The organism is Stenotrophomonas maltophilia group sp. RNC7, from assembly GCF_030910085.1.
GTDB lineage: Bacteria > Pseudomonadota > Gammaproteobacteria > Xanthomonadales > Xanthomonadaceae > Stenotrophomonas > Stenotrophomonas sepilia.
The window spans coordinates 1-17236 of record NZ_JAVFVN010000056.1 but is presented as its reverse complement, the minus strand read 5'-3'; the positions used below and the strand labels follow the sequence as shown (position 1 = coordinate 17236).

Here is a 17236-nt window from a genome sequence, read left to right as displayed (position 1 = left end):
CACAGTCAGCACGGTTGGCGGCGCAGTCGGTGGCGCGCTGAACGGTACTGTCGGTACCGTTGGAAGTGCAGTGGGCGGCGCACTGAACGGCACCGTCGGCCAGGTCGGCAGCGCAGTGGGCGGCACGCTCAACAACACGGTAAGCGCAGTCGGTGGCGCAGTTGGCGGTGCTCTGAACGGCACTGTCGGTACCGTTGGAAGTGCAGTGGGCGGCGCGCTGAACGGCACTGTCGGCCAGGTCGGCAGCGCAGTGGGCGGCACGCTCAACAACACGGTGGGCGCAGTCGGTGGCGCAGTTGGCGGTGTTCTGAACGGCACTGTCGGTACCGTTGGAAGTGCAGTGGGCGGCACGCTCAACAACACGGTCGGCACGGTTGGCGGCGCCGTGGGCGGCATTCTCAACGGCACTACCGGCAGCCCCACCGGCGACCTGGGCGGCGTGCTGGGCAGCACGCTGGGCAATGTCGGAAGCGCGGTGGGCAACCTGCTCAACGGCAATCTCAATGGCACCGTCGGCAACCTGGGCAGCGCCGTGGGGGGCCTGGTGGGAGGCACGCTGGGCAGCCTCGGCCTGACCCAACCCTCGGCGATTCCACCGACCAGCCCGAAGGCGCCGGCTCCGGCGGATCCGAATGCGGGCCTGATCATCGGCACCGGCGGTCTGGTCGGCAACGTCGGCCAGTTGATCGGGCCGACCACCACCAGCCTGTTCGGCGGCAACGGCTACCTGAGCAACGGCAATCTCAAGCTCAGCAACGCCAACGTGATGCAGACCTATTCGACGGTCAACGTGCTGGGCCTGCCGGTGGTGAACCTGTCGCCGGTCGGCAGCACGCTCAATGGCCTGGGCGGTGCGGTCACCGGCGGCAGCTCGCACCTGACGCTGATCGGTGGCGTCACCTCCGACAGTTACATCTACAACATCAACAACGGCAACCCGGGTGGCCTGCTCGGCCTGCTGCTGCCGAAGGATTCGCCGGCGTGGGCGGCCAAGTGCCTGGACATCGCCCTGGCCGACATTTCCTGCTGGGCGGTCAACGCCGCGCAGGACTACCAGGTGCTGATGGGCGACGGCGCCTTCGCCAACGGTTCGAAGGAAGTGGTGATCGGTGCCAATGCACGCCATGAACTGCCGAAGGTCGATGCCAATGTCGCCTTCCCCGGCGATGGCGTGAACGATCCCAGCAATCCGACCGGCGTGCCGACGGCCGACTATGCCGCCCGCATGGGCCACTCGGTTGTCGTCGGTGACAGTGCCGTGGGCACCGCCAACGGACAGACCCTGCTGGGTGCCGAAGCCACTTCGAACCAGGCCAACTCGGTCGCGCTGGGTTACCGCTCCGCTGCACTGCGCGGCGCTCAGGCCAGCTACAGCGCCTACGGCCTCACCGCACCGCAGGTTTCGGCCGGCGAAGTGTCGGTGGGCACGGCCGGTGGTGGCGAGCGCCAGATCACCAATCTTGCCGCGGGCAGCGCCAATACCGATGCTGTCAACGTGGCCCAGCTGAAGGGCGCCATCAGTCTGATCGACGATGTGGCCTCCGCAGCGGTCACCTATGACCTGGATGGCTCGGGCAACCCGAACTATCGCCGGGTCACGCTCGGCGCAGGCACCGGCACCACCACCATCGGCAATCTTGCCGCTGGCGCGGTCACCGCCGGCAGCCTGGAGGCGGTCAACGGTGGCCAGCTGGCGGCGACCAACAGTGCCATCGCCAGTTTCTTCGGTGGTCGTGCGGCTTTCGATCCGGCCAGCGGCGTCTTTACTGCACCGTTGTTCGAGATCAGCACGATCTCCACTGGCGGTGCCATCGCCAAGGGCCTGTATGAGAATGCCACCGATGCCTTCGCCGCAGTCGATGGCTCGCTGGTCAACCTCAACACGCAGATCACCGACATCCGCAACGGTGGCACCAAGTACCTGCGGGTGAACTCGACCGGCACTGAGGCGGTGGCCAGCGGCGCCGATTCGATCGCGGTGGGTACCAATGCCCGCGCCACTGCCGCCAACAGCATCGCGGTGGGTGCCGGCAGCCTGGCCGATCGTGCCAACTCGGTGTCGATCGGCGCTGCCGGTGCCGAGCGCCAGGTCACCAACATGGCCGCAGGCACGGCGGCGACCGATGCGGTCAACGTGGGCCAGCTGCAGGCCTCGGAGCAGGGCGCGCTGCGCTATGACCTCAACGGCGACGGCAGCGTCAACTACGCCAGCGCCACGTTGGGCCAGACCGGCACCGCCACCACGCTGCGCAACCTCGGCCCGGGCCAGGTCAGTGCCACCAGCAGCGAGGCCATCAACGGTGCCCAGCTGTTCGCCGCCAACCAGGCCGTGGCCACCCACCTCGGTGGTGGTGCAGCTGTCAACGCCAGCGGTGTGCTGACCGCACCGACCTACTCGATCAACAACGTCGCCGCCAACGGCACGATCACCAAGGGCAACTACAACGACGTCGGTACCGCCTTCGATGCGGTCAGCAACTCGCTGGCCAACGTCGCGGACCAGACCGGCGAGATCGACAAGCTGGCCGTGAAGTACGACGTCGATGGCAGTGGCAACGTGCTCAACAGCGTGACGCTGACGGGTACCGGCACCGGCGCGGTGAAGATCACCAACGTCGCCGCCGGCAGCATCCTGGCCGGCAGCAGTGATGCCATCACCGGCGACCAGCTGTTCAGCACGAACAGCACCATCGCCACCTACTTCGGTGGCACCACCGCCTACAACGGCACCACCAACGTGTGGACCGCGCCGACGTTCAGCATCTCCAGCATCGCCACCGATGGCACCTTCACCAGCGGCGATTACAACAACGTCACCGCTGCCTTCACCGCTGTCGACGGCTCGCTGAAGGTCCTCAACCAGCGCATCACCAATGGCGGTGGTGGCAGCGCATACCTGGCGGTCAACTCAACGGCGGCCGCAGCCACTGCAGCCGGTGCGGAAGCCGTGGCGGTCGGTCCGCAGGCCAGTGCAGCCGGTGCCAACAGCGTGGCGGTCGGCAACGGTGCCAGCAGCAGTGCCGGCAACAGCGTGGCGCTGGGCGCCGGTTCGGTCGCCAGCGTCGGTGCACAGAGCGGCTACACCGGCGCCTACGGGCAGACCGGTGCCAGCAACTCGGCCGGTGAGGTCTCGGTCGGCAGCACCGGCAGCGAACGCAAGATCACCCACGTAGCCGATGGCTCGGACACCTACGACGCGACCAATGTCGGCCAACTGAAGAACGGCGTGAACTACGCCATCGACGAGTCGAAGAAGTACACCGACCAGAAGATCCAGAACATCACCAACGTGGCGGGCAGCTTCCGCGCCAACAACACCAACAACCTGGCCGATCCGTCCGCCAGCGGCGCCAACTCGGCCGCCGGTGGTGCAGGCTCCACTGCCGCCGGTGCCAACTCGACCGCGCTGGGCAATGGTTCGCAGGCGCAGGCCGACAACTCGGTGGCATTGGGTGCGGGTTCGGTGGCGAACCGGGCCAACACGGTCTCTGTCGGTGCCGCCGGTGCCGAACGCCAGGTGGTCAACGTGGCAGACGGCTCGCAGGCCACCGATGCGGTCAACGTGCGCCAGCTGCAGGCCTCGCAGCAGGGCACGATCCGCTACGACACCACGGTGAACGGCGCGACCAACTACAACAGTGTCACCCTGGGCAGCACCAGCAGCGGCCCGACCACGGTGCGCAACGTCGCCGCCGGTACTGCTGGCACCGATGCCGTCAACGTCGACCAGCTGAAGTCGGGCATGGCGCAGACCCTGGACTGGTCCAAGGCCTACACCGACGAGCGCATGGGCGGCTTCGAGCGCGACCTGCGCAAGACCGACAATCGTGCTTCGGCCGGTATCGCGTCGGCGATGGCCACCGCAGCGCTGCCGCAGCCGAGCGAGGCGGGCCGCAGCATGGCCTCGATCGCCGCAGGCAGCTACAACGGCGAATCGGGCGTGGCGGTCGGTATCTCCGGTGTCTCCGAAGGCGGCCGCTGGATCTACAAGTTCAGCGGTTCGACCAACAGCCGTGGCGAGGCCGGCGTGGCCGTCGGTGCCGGCATCCAGTGGTAATAATCCCCGCCGCCGGGCCGCACCCGCGGCCCGGCATCGCGGAAACGTCTACAGGGGGAACGACATGAAACAGCATCGCATCGCCCGCGCCGGCCAATGTGCCGCCACGCTGGGCCTGATCCTGGGGATGGGCCTGCTGGCCGCCTGCCGCAGCCATGCGCCGGCCGCCGACGGTCCTGCCGACGCCACCGCCGTGCACTTCCCGGAGGCCTCCAAGGCCTCGCTGAAGGAAGGCATCTATCCCGACGTCGCCGACCTGCGCCGCTTCGCGCCGGGCATGAGCAAGCGGCAGCTGTACACGCTGCTGGGCACGCCGCACTTCAATGAAGGCATGTGGGGCGTGCGCGAGTGGAACTACCTGTTCAATTTCCGCACCGCGCAGGGCGCGGAATACTTCACCTGCCAGTTCCAGGTGCGCTTCGACAGCAAGGGCGTCGCGCAGGGCGGGTATTGGAAGCCGGAGTCGTGCGCGGCCGTGCTCGAACCACCGCGGCCACCGGCGCCGCTGGCACCGGCACCGCTGCCGGAGCAGCCCCTGCGGCTGTCGGCCGACGCGCTGTTCGGATTCGACAGCGCGGTACTCAGCGCCGAAGGCCAGCAGGCGGTGCAGGGCATCCTGGCGCAGGTACGCGAGGCCGCGCAGGTGCAGTCGATCAAGGTAACCGGCTACACCGACCGCATTGGCAGCGCCAGCTACAACCAGGCGCTGTCGCAGCGCCGCGCCGACGCCGTGCGCAACGCGCTGGTGCAGGGGGGCGTGCCTGCAGCCAGCATCAGTGCCGAGGGACGCGGCGCGGCCGAGCCGATCGTGCAGTGCGAGCAGCGCAACCGGCGCGAGCTGATTGCCTGCCTGGCACCGAACCGGCGCGTGCAGATCGCCGGGATGGCACAGCCACATTGACCTTCCTGCGCCGGGGCGGTGCCCCGGCATTCCGAGTCCCCCCTGACCGCCGGCAGGCGTGGCAACGTCTCCCCCGTCGTCCACGCCTGCCTGCGGCTCAGGTTTTCAAACGGTGCACGCGATGAATGCCCAATTCCTGCCACTCTCCATGAAGACGGAAGCTACGCTCAGCGTGTACGGCCAGCTCGGCAATCATGCCGTGGTGCGCATCCCCGGGCGGCGCCTGCCGGGCCTGATCCTGCAGGCCGACACCGTGGCCGGATTCCTGGCCCAGTTGCAGGAAGCCCAGGCCTGCCTGCGCAGCGGTCGCGCACAGCGCGCCGACGCCGAGCTGGACATGCTGATCGACGTGCTGCAGCAGTGGTACGCCCTGATCGAATCGCGCCTGGCCGACGCCGGCGAGGCCCTCTAGCAAAAAAGGGACGGAGGGGATTAAGTCGTTTCCGGCACAACCGGGGCATATGCGACTTGATCCCCTCCGTCCCCTTTTCTCAAGCGCGGGCGCGGATCAACCAACAGGCGGCATCCACACGAACGCGGTCACCTTCGATGAACGGCGCGAATGCGGCCAATGCTTTTTCGCGAAGCATTGTGGCGCGGGCTTCCGGCATCGATCGCAGGGCCAGTCCCAACGGTCCCAGGTGGCCGACATAGGTCGGCAGGTCTTCGCGGGCGAGCGAACAGGGCAGGTCCACCGCAACCACTTCCACGTCATTCCAGCCGGCGGCCTGCAACAGGCGCTGCACGCGCTCGCCATCGGCAAAAGCGAACTGTCCCGGTGCGCCGGGTACGCGGGGTGGGAGATCCAGTGCATCGCCGATCGCGCGCTCGGCCGTGGTCATGAATGGATTTTCGTCGGCACTGCGCCAGGCGATGAAGCGCAGCCCGGCGCTGGGTGTCGTGGCACGATGCAGGTTGGCGAACGCGGCCTGGCTGTCCTCGAAGAACATGACGCCCAGCCGCGACTGGATCCAGTCGAAGCGCGCGGGCAGCAGCGGATGGCGCTGCGCGTCTGCCACGATGAAGTCCGCGACCAGTCCCGCAGCCTCGGCGCGCTGGCGGGCCAGCGCCAGCATCGGCGCGGAGATGTCCAGGCCGGTGCAATGTGCCCCGGGGAGCGCTGCGGCCGCGGCCAGCAGGCTGGCGCCGGTGCCGCAGCCGATGTCGAGCAGTTCGGTAACGGTCTCAGGAAGTTCGGTGACCAGCAGGTCAGCCATCGGCTGGAACAGGCCGTCAAGAACAGCCTGTTGCGCAACCCACGCCTGGCCGCCAGGGCCGTTCCACAGGGCGTTCTGATCAATGGAAGATGTGCTGGCCATGGCCTTGCCTCGCGGGGTAGTTGCCCATAGCTTGGTGCTTGAAGGTCACTTGAGGTCAAGCCTGTGCGTGAACTGGATATCGGCGAGGTGGTCAAGCGCAGTGGCGTGCCGGCCTCGACCCTGCGCTACTACGAACAGCTGGGGTTGTTGCATGCGCTGGGGCGCCGCGGCCTGCGCCGGCAGTACGACGAGCAGGTGCTGGAACGGCTGGCCTTGATCGGCCTTGGCCAGGTGGCCGGCCTTTCGCTGCAGCAGATTGGTGCATCACTGCCGTCGCAGCATGGACGCATCTCACTGGACCGCGAGGCACTGCTGGCGCAGGCCGACGTGCTGCAGCGGCAGATCACCCGGTTGCAGCGGGTGCGCCGTCAGCTGCAACGCGCGGCGGCATGCCCGCTGGCGGAGGATGCCCGGTCGTGCAGTTCGTTCCGGAAACTGTTGCGCGCGGAGCAGCGGATGAGGGCATGAGAGAAGAGCCTCCACGCCCCGCGTGGATCATCAATCGCGGGTGCTGACTTCCCAGGTGGCATGCAGCACGCCCGGCACCTGCTCCATCCGTGCCAGCACCACGTCCAGTTCATCGGCACTCACCGCCGTACTGACCAGTACCGCGATCACATCGGTAGGCGCGTCGGCGTGCTCGACCACCTGCACATCGCCCACCGGATACTGCGCCGCTTCCAGCGCATCGAACAGGCGCTCGCGCACCCGCGGCACGGCATCGGCATCCACGCTCAGGCGCACCTCGTAGGTGGCTTCGGTCGCTGCCTCGTCGATCGGAATGCGGTTGATGGCATTCACCAACGGCCGCAGCAGGGTGTTGCCGGCGATGATCAGCACGGTCAGCAGCACGCCCTCGGCCAGCATGTCCGCGCCGGTGCAGCTGCCGACCGCTGCAGAGCACCACAGGGTGGCGGCGGTGTTCAGGCCACGCACGTTCATGCCTTCCTTCATGATCACGCCGGCGCCAAGGAAGCCGACGCCGGAGACCACGTAGGAGATCACCCGCACCGCCTCGGCGCTGCCGGCGATGCGCATGCCCAGGTCGACGAAGGCGGCGGCGCCGACTGCCACCAGCACGTTGGTGCGCAGGCCGGCGGTGCGTTGCCGGTACTGGCGCTCGGCACCGATCAACGTACCCAGCACGAAGGCGGCCAGCAGGCTGACCACGGTGTCGGCGAAAGGACCGGCCTGGAAGGTCTCAATGAAGCGCATGGCCGGAGTCTACCCGGTCGAAGTGACAGTAGATCCACGCCATGCGTGGATTTCCAGCGGTCCACGCCACGCGTGGTTAGTCAGCGTGCCAGAAACGACTTAATCCCCTCCGTCCCCTTTTTTGCCGGGTCAGTCGGTGTCGTCGACGCGCTCGCCCATCAGTTCGCGCTGGCGCTTGTCCAGTTCCTCGGCATAGCGCTTGCGTACGAAGGCTTCGGACACCACGCCCAGCACCTGGCCGTCGGCGCCGACCACGGCCAGTTCATCGGCCTGGGTCTGGTCGAAGCGCTGCATCACGCTGACCACGTCCGCAGACGGCGACAGCGATACGTCCCGGTTCTCGGCCAGCTCGCCGATCACGGTCTCCGGCTTCACGCCGTCGCCGTAGACGCGCGGGATCTGCACGATGCCGGCGTAGTGACCCTCGCTGTCGATCAGGATCACCCGGCTGCCCGAGCCCAGTGGGAAGCGCTGGCGGAACGCGGCGGCATCGATATCACCCGGGGCGGTGGCCACGCCCTTGCGCATCAGTCGGCCGGCGTTGAGGTTCTGTACCCAGCCCACGTCGCGGGCACTCTTGATGGTCTCCCCGCGCAGGTGCATGCGCCAGGTCGAGAACGAGTAGCCGAACCACTGCCGTACCAGCGTGCTGGAGACCAGCACCGCACTCATCACCACGCTGGTCAGCAGGAAGTCGTGGGTGCCTTCCAGCACCAGCATGGCCATGGTCATCGGGGCGCCAACCACGGCGGCGGCCAGCGCGGCCATGCCGGCCAGCGCGGCGGAGGTGGCGTCGATTACCGGCACGCCGGTGGCCATGGCCAGCAGGCCAGCGAACAGCGCGCCGACCAGGGTACCCATGAACAGCGAGGCGAAGAACAGGCCGCCGCGGAAGCCGAACCCCAGCGAGATGCCCGAGGCCAGGCACTTCAGGGTCAGCAGGCCGCCGATCCAGATCAGCGGCAGATGCGTGGTCAGGTCCAGGTGCAGGGCGCCATGGCCGGACGACAGCACCTGCGGGCTGGCCAGGGCCAGCGGAATCAGCAGCAGGCCGCCCACCACCGGCCGACCCCAGGCAGGCAGCGGGCTGCGCTTGACCGTGCCCTCGATCGAAGCGATCAGCCGCATGATGACAATACCGACCATCGCGCAGCAGCAGCCGAGCAGGCCGTAGATGGCGTAGTCGGCGGCGCGCACGTCGATGGTCGAAGCGGCAGGCAGCAGGTAGGCCTCGATGCCGGCCTGGTCGGCCACGAAGGCGCCGGCCAGCGCGGCGACCGCCACCGGTGCCAGCGCAGCGGGGGTGTAGGCGCCGATGACGATCTCGAACGCATAGAACGCGCCCGCCAGCGGCGCACCGAAGGCGGCGGCGATGGCACCGGCAGCGCCGGCGCCGACCAGGATGCGCACGTCGTTGCGGCGCAGGCGCATCACCCGGCCCAGCTGCGAGCCAGTGCCGGCCCCCATCTGCGTATACGAAGCTTCCAGCCCGACCGAGGCGCCGCAACCATTGGACAGCAGGGTCTGGGTCAGCACGATCAGGTTGTCGCGCATCGACATGCGGCCGCCGTGCAGGGCATTGGCTTCCACCGCATCGAGCAGGGGCCGCTTGAGTCGCGTTGCCGCCAAACTGACCAGGCCCACCAGCAGGCCACCCAGCGGCAGCACCAGCAGCGCGGTCCAGGTCATCGAGGGCAGGGAGCTCAGGCGCATCCCTTCATCCAGCCCGTACAGCGTGCCCTGCAGCCAGCGTGCGATGCCGGACTGCAGCAGGGTCAGGTAGCCGGCAAGCAGGCCGACCAGCAGGGCAAGCGCGATGAACCACAGGTCGCTGCCGCGCAGCCGCAGGCGCAGGCCCTGGAAGGCCGAATGCAGGCGCGATGGCGAAACAGGCAGTGACATGGTGGCGGCATGATACGCCGCCACCGTGATCGCCACCGTCACTGCATCGGGCGGTTACCGCTTCAGAAGCGGTAGCGGCCCTGCACGTAGAAGGTGCGCGGTGCGGCCACCATGCGGCCGGCGTTGCCATCGACGTTGCGGGTGTACCAGCGCGTGTCGGCCAGGTTGTTCACGCCCAGCGCGATCTCGCTGTCACCCAGGCCCGGCACCTGCCAGGCCACCTGCACGTTCCACAGGCGCACGCCCGGCACGCGGCCCACGCGCGCGTCAGCGCTCTCGGCCCAGGTGTTGGCGGCGTCGGAGAACTGGCCGCTCTGGTGGGTGCTGGAGACATTGAAGGTCCAGCCGGCCAGCGCGTAGCGGGCGCCGACGCTGTCGGTGTCGCGCGAGTAGAACGGCACGTCCAGGCCACGGTTGTCACCGGACTGCTGGATCGCCTTGGTCCAGGTGTAGTTGGCGTACAGCTCCAACCCGGCCAGCGCACTGTCCTCGGCGAAGTGGTACTCCACCGCGCTCTCCACGCCCTTGTGGTCGGTGGCGCCGATGTTCTGGAAGGTCGGCGGGGTGATCCCCGGCACCTGCAGGATCTGGTTGTCGAAGCGCATCTTGAACACTGTCATTTCCGCGCGCAGTGCACCGTCCTGCCAGCGCGCGCCCAGTTCGGCGGTCTTTGCCACCTCCGGGTTCAGCGGATTGCTGGCGGTCTGCGAATTGAGCTGGATGTTCTGCACCGGCCCGAACGAGGTGGTGTAGTTGCCGAACACGGTCAGCTGCGGGGTCAGCAGGTAGGCGATGTTGAGCGAAGGCAGGGCCTTGTTGTTGCGGCTGCTGAACGTCGCCGCACCACCGGCCTGGCGGCGGTCCATGTCGATCCACTCCATGCGCACGCCAGGGGTGATCCGCCACTGCCCGATCGCAATGCGGTCGTCGATGTAGAAGGAGTGCGCATCGGTGGCGTTGTCGAAGCGGTTGGTGGCGCTGGCCACGCCGGTGCGGCGGGTGACGGTGTAGCTGCGGTCGTTGCCGCGCTCGCGCAGGAAGCGGTAGCCGGCGGTGATGTCATGCACCGTGCTGCCCCAGTGCAAGCGCTGGGTGTAGCGCGGCTCGACGCCGAGCACGCGGTAGTCGCGTGGCTGCACGGTCAACTGGGTATTGGCGGCATTGATCAGCGAGCTGGCACGGGTGCTCTCGTTGTAATAGGCCAGCACCTCGAACTCGCTGTTGGCCGAGAGCGTGTTGGTGTAGCCCAGGTCGATGCCGGTGCGGTGACCCTTCCAGAAGTCGGTGGGGCGGGTGTTCTGGAACGGGTCGGCCTCGTACTGCGCACGGGTCAGGCCGCCCGGGGTCAGTGAGCGTACGTCGTAGTACGACAGCTTGGCGCGCAGCTCCTGCTGCTCGTCGATGGCGTAGGCGAACTTCAGCGCCAGGTCGTTGAAGCGGTCATCGCTGCCCTGGCGCCAGCCACGCCCGTCCTGGCCGGAGTACAGCAGGGCTGCGCCCAGGCCATTGTTGCCGGTGCCGCCGAGGAAGGCGTTGTACTGGGTGCTGTCGCCACCGCCATGGTCGTAGGCGGTGTAGCGCACGCCGGCTTCGCCGTGCAGGCCGGCGCTGGTGGGAATGGCACGAGTGCTGAAGTTGATGATGCCGCCCACGTTCTGCGGGCCGTAGCGCACTGCACCGCCGCCGCGCACCACGTCGATCGATTCGATGTTGGACAGGCTGGTCGGCGCGAACGACAGCTGCGGCTGCCCATACGGCGCTACCGCCAGCGGCACGCCGTCCAGCAGTACCGTCGAACGCGGCGAGTAGCGCCCGGTCAGGCCACGAACGCCGATGTTCAGCGACACGGAACTGCCGGCGGTGCCGGAGTTTTCGGTGACCTGTACGCCGGGGATGCGGCGCATGGCATCGCCGATGCTGGCCGCGCCGCTTGCCTCGATGCGCTGGCGGTCGACCACCGTGCGTGCGCCGGCAAAGCGCTTGACGCTGTCATGCAGGCCGGTGCCGAGCCAGCTGCCCGAGACCTGGATGCTGTCCAGCGTAGTGGCGCTGTCCTGGGCAAAGGCGCGGGTGGCCGGAAGCAGGCACAGGGTGAGGGCAGCGGCCAGGGGCAGGCGGGCCGGTTGCAGGGCGTGGATGGGCATCGGTGCGGGTTGTGGAAGGTCGTAAATGAGAATTATTGCTGATTCCATTCGCTATTGGAATGCGCCCCCGGTTCATGCCTGTGCCCCCGGTGATAGAGTGGGCGATTGCTTCCTGACTCGCCGAGATCCGCCATGTCCCAAGCCGCCTTCTACCCCGTCGGAACCCCTGGCCAGCCGTGGGGAGCGGCGGAACGGGAGCTGTGGCGTGGCCGCCAGCAGCGCCTGCGTCGCTATGACGAGGAGGTGCTGCCGCGGATCGAGTCGCTGGGCTCGCGCTTCGACAAGGTGGCCTATGGCCAGCTCGACTACGCTGGCGAGACCTACACCCTGTTCGCCCTGCGCAGCCGCGACTGGAACCCGGCGCTGCCCGCCGCGCTGGTTACCGGTGGCGTGCACGGCTACGAAACCAGCGGCGTGATGGGCGCGCTGGAATTCCTTGAGAAGCACGCCGCCGACTACGCCGGCAAGGCCAACCTGCTGGTGGCGCCATGCGTGAACCCGTGGGGTTTCGAGCGCATCAACCGCTGGAACTTCGATGCGATCGACCCGAACCGCAACTTCCGCGCCGATGGCCCGGCGCGTGAATCAACGGCGGTGATCGAGCTGATCGCGCCGTACAAGGGCCAGTTCGTGCTGCACATCGACCTGCACGAGACCACCGACAGCGACGAGAGCGAGTTCCGCCCAGCGCTGGCCGCACGTGACGGCAAGCCGTTTGAGCCGGGCCTGATCCCCGATGGCTTCTACCTGGTGGATGACAGCGAGAACCCGCAGCCGGCCTTCCAGCAGGCGGTCATCGCTGCGGTGGAAAAGGTGACCCACATCGCCCCGGCCGACGACAAGGGCGAGATCATCGGCTCGCCGGTGGTGGCCCACGGCGTGATCGAGTATCCGCTGGTGAAGCTCGGACTGTGCGCGGGCATCACCGGTGCGAAGTTCACTACCACCACCGAGGTCTACCCGGACAGCCCCCGGGCGACCCCGCAGCAGTGCAACGACGCGCAGGTGGCCGCGGTGTGCGCGGCGCTGGATTACGCGCTCGCCCATCGTTGACCGGTAGTGCCGGCCGCTGGCCGGCAACTGAAAAAGGGGACGGAGGGGATCAAGTCGTTTGTGCCACAAACGACTTGATCCCCTCCGTCCCCTTTTTTTGTGTCATCCCAACGCGTCGGCCCACCACAGTGCGGCCGGTCCCGGCGGCGCGTCGCGGCGCCAGAGCAGGTCGCTGTGGATGCGCCGCGGCCAGCCGGGCAGCGTCAGTTCCACCAGTCGCCCGCGGTCGTAACGCTGCACCAGTGCCCGCGGCAGCTCGGCCCAGCCGATGCCGTCCTCGGCCATCTCCATCACCATCAGATAGTCGGTGGCGGTCCAGGCCAGGCCGGTGACGATGTGGGACTGATCGACCTCCGCACTCAATCGCACCTGCCGGTGCCGCGCCAGCTGTGCGGCGCTGCGGCGGCCGGCGCTGGCCAGTGGGTGCTCGCGCGCCACGTATACCGACAGTTCGCTGTGATGGGCCAACGGCCGGGCCATCAGGCCATCCGGATAGCTTTCCTGTTGCGGCAGCAGGCCCAGCGCGGCGCGGCCGCTGCCGACCAGCTCCAGCACGTCATCGCCTTCGGCATCCAGCCATTCCAGTTCGATCTCCGGGAATGCTTCGGCAAAGCGCTGCAGCACGCGCTGCTCCGGATCGAGCTGGTACACGTCGGAAAACACCACGGTCAGCCGCGCTTCGACCGGCGCGGCCAGGCGCACACTCAACTGCTGCAGGCGCGCATCGGCGGCGAGGATTTCCTGGGCATGGCCGAGCACCTGGCGCCCGGCCTCGGTCAACCGGGGGTAGCGCCCGCTGCGGTCGAACAGGCTCACCCCGAGGTCGGCCTCCAGATGGGCAATGGCGGTACTGACCGTTGACTGCGTCTTGCGCAGGCGCCGCGCCGCCGCCGAGAACGAGCCCAGCGCGGCGGCTTCCACGAAGGCCTGCAGGGATTCGGGGGAATAGGGCATTGAACCATCGCTCCTGTCGATGGAATCCATTTTGATACCACCGTAAAAGGCGATGATACTGGCCGCCGTCGCCCCTGTCTGCGGGGCGTTCCGGACCCTCCACGCATGCCGTGGACCCATTGAAGAGGCGGCGCGGTCCCCGCCCTGCAAGGAGCTTCACATGTCCCGTACTGTTCCTGCCCGTGGCGCGCTGGCCGCCTGGGTCTGCCTGACCGTGGCGATCATCGCCGAGGTGGTCGGCACCTCGTTCATGGCCCATGCCGCCCGCGATGGCGGCTGGAGCGGCTACCTGATCATGGCCGGCGCGCTGGCGCTGTCCTACTTCTTCCTGGCGCAGTCGGTGCGCCGCATCGCCGTGGGCGTGGCCTACGCGGTGTGGGAAGGCCTTGGCCTGACCCTGCTGACCGTGGTCGGCCTCACCGTGTTCGGTGAAAGCCTGTCGCTGCAGCAGCTGGCCGGTCTGGTGTTGGCGGTGGTCGGCATCGTCTGCGTCACCCTCGGGGAGGTGCACTGATGAATACCCTGGCCCTGTTTTTCGTGATCTGTTCCGCGCTGATCGACGTGGCCGCCAACATGATGGTGGCCAAGTCGCAGGGTTTCCGTCGTTGGCGCTGGGGCGTCGGTGCGATCGTCCTGGTCTGGATCGCCTTCGCCCTGCTGGGCCAGGCCGTGCGCTACATGGATCTGGCCACGGCCTATGCGATGTGGGGGGCGATCGGCGTGATCGGCACCGCCAGCTGCGGCCGCCTGTTGTTCGGCAACCGCCTGCGGCCGATCGGCTGGGTTGGCATCGCCCTGGTCACGGCGGCGGTACTGCTGCTCAGCACCGCCAAGTAGCAGCACGGCCGGTCGCGAGCGGGGCGGCGATGATGCAGCGATTTGCGAAGTCGCCCATGCTCATCGACACTGCGGTTTTCCACATGGAGTGCCCGCATGTTCAGCCACATCACCGTGGGAACGAACGACATGGATGCCGCACGTCGCTTCTACGACGCGCTGTTCGCTGCGATGGACGCGCGTGCGGGCGTATTCGACGAGAAGGGACGGCTGCTGTACTTCAAGGATGGGCGGATGTTCGGTGTAACCGCGCCGATCGATGGGCAACCAGCGTGCCATGCCAACGGCGGCACCATCGGTTTCAGTCTGGGCAGCGCAGAGGCCGTGCGTGCCTGGCAGGAGGCTGGCGTGGCTCACGGTGGTACCGCCATCGAAGATCCGCCCGGCATCCGCAACATGTCCGGTCGCCAGGTGTTCCTGGCCTATCTGCGTGACCCGGATGGCAACAAGCTGTGTGCGGTGCACGTAATGTCGTGATCGGACAGGATGCGCGTGGCCGCGCCGCAGCCCGCGCGGGCAAGGTGGCACTCCGGCGCGCGCGTGATACCACGGAATGAGCGGACGGGCCTGCGACCGCAGGCCGCAACTTCATGCTCTGTCCACTGCGGTTCAGCCAGAATCGGTCGGCTAACCCTTTGATCTACCGGAGAACGCCGCCCCATGGAAGTACTGGAGCCGCAACAATCCCCGGTGCGTACCCTTCGGCCCGTGTTCGCCTTCGCGGCGATCGTTGTCGTGGCGTTCGCGCTGTTCGTCAGCCTGTTCCCGCTCGGCGCGGGCCGCCTTCTGCTCAAGGCACAGGACTGGGCCGCCCTCAACGTCGGCTGGTACTACCTGCTGGCCATGACCCTGTACCTGGTGTTCGTGGTGGGCGTGGCGCTGTCCAAGTACGGTGGCATCAAGCTGGGTGCCGACCATGACGAGCCGGAGTTCAGCTACCTCTCCTGGGCCGGCATGCTGTTCGCCGCCGGCATCAGCATCACCCTGTTCTTCTTCTGCGTGTCCGAACCGCTGACCCACTACCTGCAGCCGCCGCAGGGCGATCCGGCCGCAGGCGAGGCTGGCGCGCGCCAGGCCATGCAGCTGCTGTTCCTGCACTGGGGCCTGCACGGCTGGGGCGTGTTCGCGCTGGCGGCGATGGCGATGGCCTACTTCGCCTATCGCCACAACCTGCCACTGGCCCTGCGCTCGGCGCTGTACCCGCTGATCGGCAAGCGCATCAACGGCCCGATCGGCTACATCGTGGATGCGCTGGGCATCGTCGCCACCGTATTCGGCATCGGTGCCGACATGGGCTTCGGCGTGCTGCACCTCAATGCCGGTCTGTCGCACCTGTTCAACATTCCGCACTCCAACCTGGTGCAGATCATCCTGGTGGTCAGCATGATGGGCGCGGCGGTGGCCGTGGCCGTGTCCGGCGTCGAGAAGGGCGTGCGCTGGATGGCCAACATCAACATGCTGCTGGCGATCGCGCTGGTGCTGTTCATGCTGTTTGCCGGGCCGACGCAGTACCTGTTCAGCACCTTGATGCAGAACCTGGGCGATTACCTGGGCAGCGTGGTCGGCAAGAGTTTCGACGTATACGCCTACGGCGGTCGCCCGGAATGGCTGGGCGGCTGGACGGTGTTCTACTGGGCCTGGTGGATCGGCTGGGCACCGTTCGTCGGCCTTTTCATCGCGCGCATCTCACGTGGCCGCACCATCCGCGAATTCGTATTCGGGGTGCTGCTGATCCCGCTCGGCTTCACCCTGGCCTGGCTGTCGATCTTCGGCAACAGCGCACTGGACCAGGTGCTCCACCACGGCCAGCAGCAACTGGCACAGCTGGCGGTGGATGACCCACCGACCGTGTTGTATGCACTGCTGGATGGCTACCCGTGGAGCCGCACGGTGATCGCGGTGACGGTGCTGGTGAGCTTCATCTTCTTCGTGACCTCCGCTGATTCGGGGGCGGTGGTGTTGTCCACGCTGTCGTCGCATGGTGGATCACCCGAAGACGATGGTCCGCGCTGGCTGCGCGTGTTCTGGGGCACGGTGATCGCGGTGCTGACCGCCGGGTTGTTGCTGGCCGGCAGCATCGATGCATTGAAATCGGCGGTGGTGCTGGCATCGCTGCCGTTCTCGGCGATCCTGTTGCTGATGATGTGGGGCCTGACCCGCGCGTTCAGTGACGAGTCGCACCGCAAGCGCGCGCTGCAATACCGGCCGTCGCCCTTGATCGGAGACGATCGCCATCATCAGGGCTGGCGCCAGCGCCTGAGCCAGGCCATGCACTTCCCGGTGCGCGACCAGGTCTACCGCTTCATGGATGACACGGTGAAGCCGGCGATGGAGGCGGTGGCCGAGCAGCTGCGCGGGCAGGGCTGGGACGTGGCGACGCGCTTCGAGGCCGGCGACATGGAGCTGACGGTGAACCACGGCGAGCAGCAGGATTTCCTGTACCGGGTGATCCTGAGTGGCTACCTGACCCCGTCGTTCGCCGCCCAGCAGCTGCGCAACCAACGCTACTACCGCGCCGAGGTGCATCTGTTTGAAGGCAGCCAGGATTACGATCTGGTGGGCTACAGCCGCAAGCAGATCATCAACGACATCATCAGCCAGTACGAACGGCACCTGCAGTTCCTGCACCTGAGCCGGTGATGCGGTGGGTGCGGACCGTTGGTCCGCCCACCCCAGTAGAGGCGCGGCCCAGGGCGGGGGCCAGGTGGCCCCCCGCCCCCCCGCCCGGGCGCCCGCCGCCCGTGGGGGGGGGGGGCGGGCCCCACCGGCCCCGGGGGGGGGGCGCGGCTTCTTCGGGGGTGTGGGCACCACCGGCCCGCCCCCACCGCATCACCGGCTCAGGTGCAGGAACTGC

The 17236-nt window shown here is 67.7% G+C and carries 14 protein-coding genes; 9 read left to right on the top strand and 5 right to left on the bottom strand.

The features are described 5' to 3' along the window. The 3 genes from RCF13_RS00380 to RCF13_RS00370 all read left to right on the top strand — a co-directional run. The coding region (locus tag RCF13_RS00380; RefSeq protein ID WP_308140688.1) for a YadA-like family protein at positions 1 to 4057 on the top strand (4057 nt) is incomplete at its 5' end. Between the two features lie 64 nt (positions 4058 to 4121). Next, entirely contained in the window at positions 4122 to 4958 is an 837-nt protein-coding gene (locus tag RCF13_RS00375) for an OmpA family protein (protein WP_061479838.1), read from the top strand. A 121-nt stretch (positions 4959 to 5079) separates the two neighbouring features. Next, positions 5080 to 5370: a hypothetical protein gene (locus RCF13_RS00370; RefSeq protein WP_061479839.1), complete on the top strand. Its 291-nt coding sequence runs from the start codon at positions 5080 to 5082 to the stop codon at positions 5368 to 5370. Between the two features lie 79 nt (positions 5371 to 5449). On the opposite strand, the gene RCF13_RS00365 is transcribed toward RCF13_RS00370, so the two are convergent. Beyond that, complete coding sequence (locus RCF13_RS00365; protein WP_134969220.1) at positions 5450 to 6277, bottom strand: class I SAM-dependent methyltransferase; 828 nt, start codon at positions 6275 to 6277, stop codon at positions 5450 to 5452. A 63-nt stretch (positions 6278 to 6340) separates the two neighbouring features. Here RCF13_RS00365 and RCF13_RS00360 point away from each other — a divergent pair, with 63 nt between their 5' ends. Then, on the top strand, positions 6341 to 6745 hold the full coding sequence (locus RCF13_RS00360; protein WP_134969221.1) for a MerR family transcriptional regulator: 405 nt from the start codon (positions 6341 to 6343) through the stop codon (positions 6743 to 6745). Between the two features lie 30 nt (positions 6746 to 6775). Here RCF13_RS00360 and RCF13_RS00355 read toward each other — a convergent pair whose 3' ends face one another. From RCF13_RS00355 to RCF13_RS00345, 3 genes are all read right to left on the bottom strand, one after another. Then, positions 6776 to 7492: an MgtC/SapB family protein gene (locus tag RCF13_RS00355; protein ID WP_134969222.1), complete on the bottom strand. Its 717-nt coding sequence runs from the start codon at positions 7490 to 7492 to the stop codon at positions 6776 to 6778. A gap of 129 nt (positions 7493 to 7621) precedes the next feature. Then, positions 7622 to 9394, bottom strand: a complete 1773-nt coding sequence (locus RCF13_RS00350) for a chloride channel protein (protein ID WP_231352154.1) — start codon at positions 9392 to 9394, stop codon at positions 7622 to 7624. A gap of 62 nt (positions 9395 to 9456) precedes the next feature. Beyond that, entirely contained in the window at positions 9457 to 11538 is a 2082-nt protein-coding gene (locus RCF13_RS00345; protein WP_134969223.1) for a TonB-dependent siderophore receptor, read from the bottom strand. Positions 11539 to 11670: 132 nt separating this feature from the next. Between RCF13_RS00345 and RCF13_RS00340 the strand changes: the two genes are divergently transcribed. Further along, a complete protein-coding gene (locus RCF13_RS00340; protein ID WP_134969224.1) occupies positions 11671 to 12591 on the top strand; it encodes a M14 family metallocarboxypeptidase in 921 nt (306 codons plus the stop codon). 102 nt (positions 12592 to 12693) lie between these two features. Here RCF13_RS00340 and RCF13_RS00335 read toward each other — a convergent pair whose 3' ends face one another. Then, positions 12694 to 13545 (bottom strand): LysR family transcriptional regulator, encoded by an 852-nt coding sequence (locus tag RCF13_RS00335; protein ID WP_005416961.1) that lies wholly within the window; start codon positions 13543 to 13545, stop codon positions 12694 to 12696. Between the two features lie 160 nt (positions 13546 to 13705). On the opposite strand from RCF13_RS00335, the gene RCF13_RS00330 reads away from it, so the two are divergent. The 4 genes from RCF13_RS00330 (at position 13706) to betT (ending at position 17022) form a co-directional block, all read left to right on the top strand. Next, positions 13706 to 14059, top strand: coding sequence for an SMR family transporter (locus tag RCF13_RS00330; RefSeq protein ID WP_061479846.1), 354 nt, complete (start codon positions 13706 to 13708; stop codon positions 14057 to 14059). Beyond that, the gene (locus RCF13_RS00325; protein WP_134968381.1) at positions 14059 to 14382 is read left to right on the top strand and encodes an SMR family transporter; all 324 of its coding nucleotides are present in this window, start codon (positions 14059 to 14061) and stop codon (positions 14380 to 14382) included. The genes RCF13_RS00330 and RCF13_RS00325 overlap by 1 nt, the downstream gene beginning before the upstream one ends. Before the next feature lie 96 nt (positions 14383 to 14478). After that, a complete protein-coding gene (locus RCF13_RS00320) occupies positions 14479 to 14859 on the top strand; it encodes a VOC family protein (RefSeq protein WP_061479848.1) in 381 nt (126 codons plus the stop codon). 183 nt (positions 14860 to 15042) lie between these two features. Then, positions 15043 to 17022, top strand: a complete 1980-nt coding sequence (gene betT, locus RCF13_RS00315; RefSeq protein ID WP_134968380.1) for a choline BCCT transporter BetT — start codon at positions 15043 to 15045, stop codon at positions 17020 to 17022. The last annotated feature ends 214 nt before the right edge of the window (positions 17023 to 17236 follow it).

What these genes read in the sequence shown, in the direction of transcription:
- RCF13_RS00340 (WP_134969224.1), top strand. Translation starts at nt 11,671, where the DNA reads ATGTCCCAAGCCGCCTTCTACCCCGTCGGAACCCCTGGCCAGCCGTGG.
- RCF13_RS00370 (WP_061479839.1), top strand. Translation starts at nt 5,080, where the DNA reads ATGAATGCCCAATTCCTGCCACTCTCCATGAAGACGGAAGCTACGCTC.
- RCF13_RS00330 (WP_061479846.1), top strand. Translation starts at nt 13,706, where the DNA reads ATGTCCCGTACTGTTCCTGCCCGTGGCGCGCTGGCCGCCTGGGTCTGC.
- RCF13_RS00365 (WP_134969220.1), bottom strand. Translation starts at nt 6,277, where the DNA reads ATGGCCAGCACATCTTCCATTGATCAGAACGCCCTGTGGAACGGCCCT.
- RCF13_RS00325 (WP_134968381.1), top strand. Translation starts at nt 14,059, where the DNA reads ATGAATACCCTGGCCCTGTTTTTCGTGATCTGTTCCGCGCTGATCGAC.
- RCF13_RS00345 (WP_134969223.1), bottom strand. Translation starts at nt 11,538, where the DNA reads ATGCCCATCCACGCCCTGCAACCGGCCCGCCTGCCCCTGGCCGCTGCC.
- RCF13_RS00320 (WP_061479848.1), top strand. Translation starts at nt 14,479, where the DNA reads ATGTTCAGCCACATCACCGTGGGAACGAACGACATGGATGCCGCACGT.
- RCF13_RS00335 (WP_005416961.1), bottom strand. Translation starts at nt 13,545, where the DNA reads ATGCCCTATTCCCCCGAATCCCTGCAGGCCTTCGTGGAAGCCGCCGCG.
- betT (WP_134968380.1), top strand. Translation starts at nt 15,043, where the DNA reads ATGGAAGTACTGGAGCCGCAACAATCCCCGGTGCGTACCCTTCGGCCC.
- RCF13_RS00350 (WP_231352154.1), bottom strand. Translation starts at nt 9,394, where the DNA reads ATGTCACTGCCTGTTTCGCCATCGCGCCTGCATTCGGCCTTCCAGGGC.
- RCF13_RS00375 (WP_061479838.1), top strand. Translation starts at nt 4,122, where the DNA reads ATGAAACAGCATCGCATCGCCCGCGCCGGCCAATGTGCCGCCACGCTG.
- RCF13_RS00355 (WP_134969222.1), bottom strand. Translation starts at nt 7,492, where the DNA reads ATGCGCTTCATTGAGACCTTCCAGGCCGGTCCTTTCGCCGACACCGTG.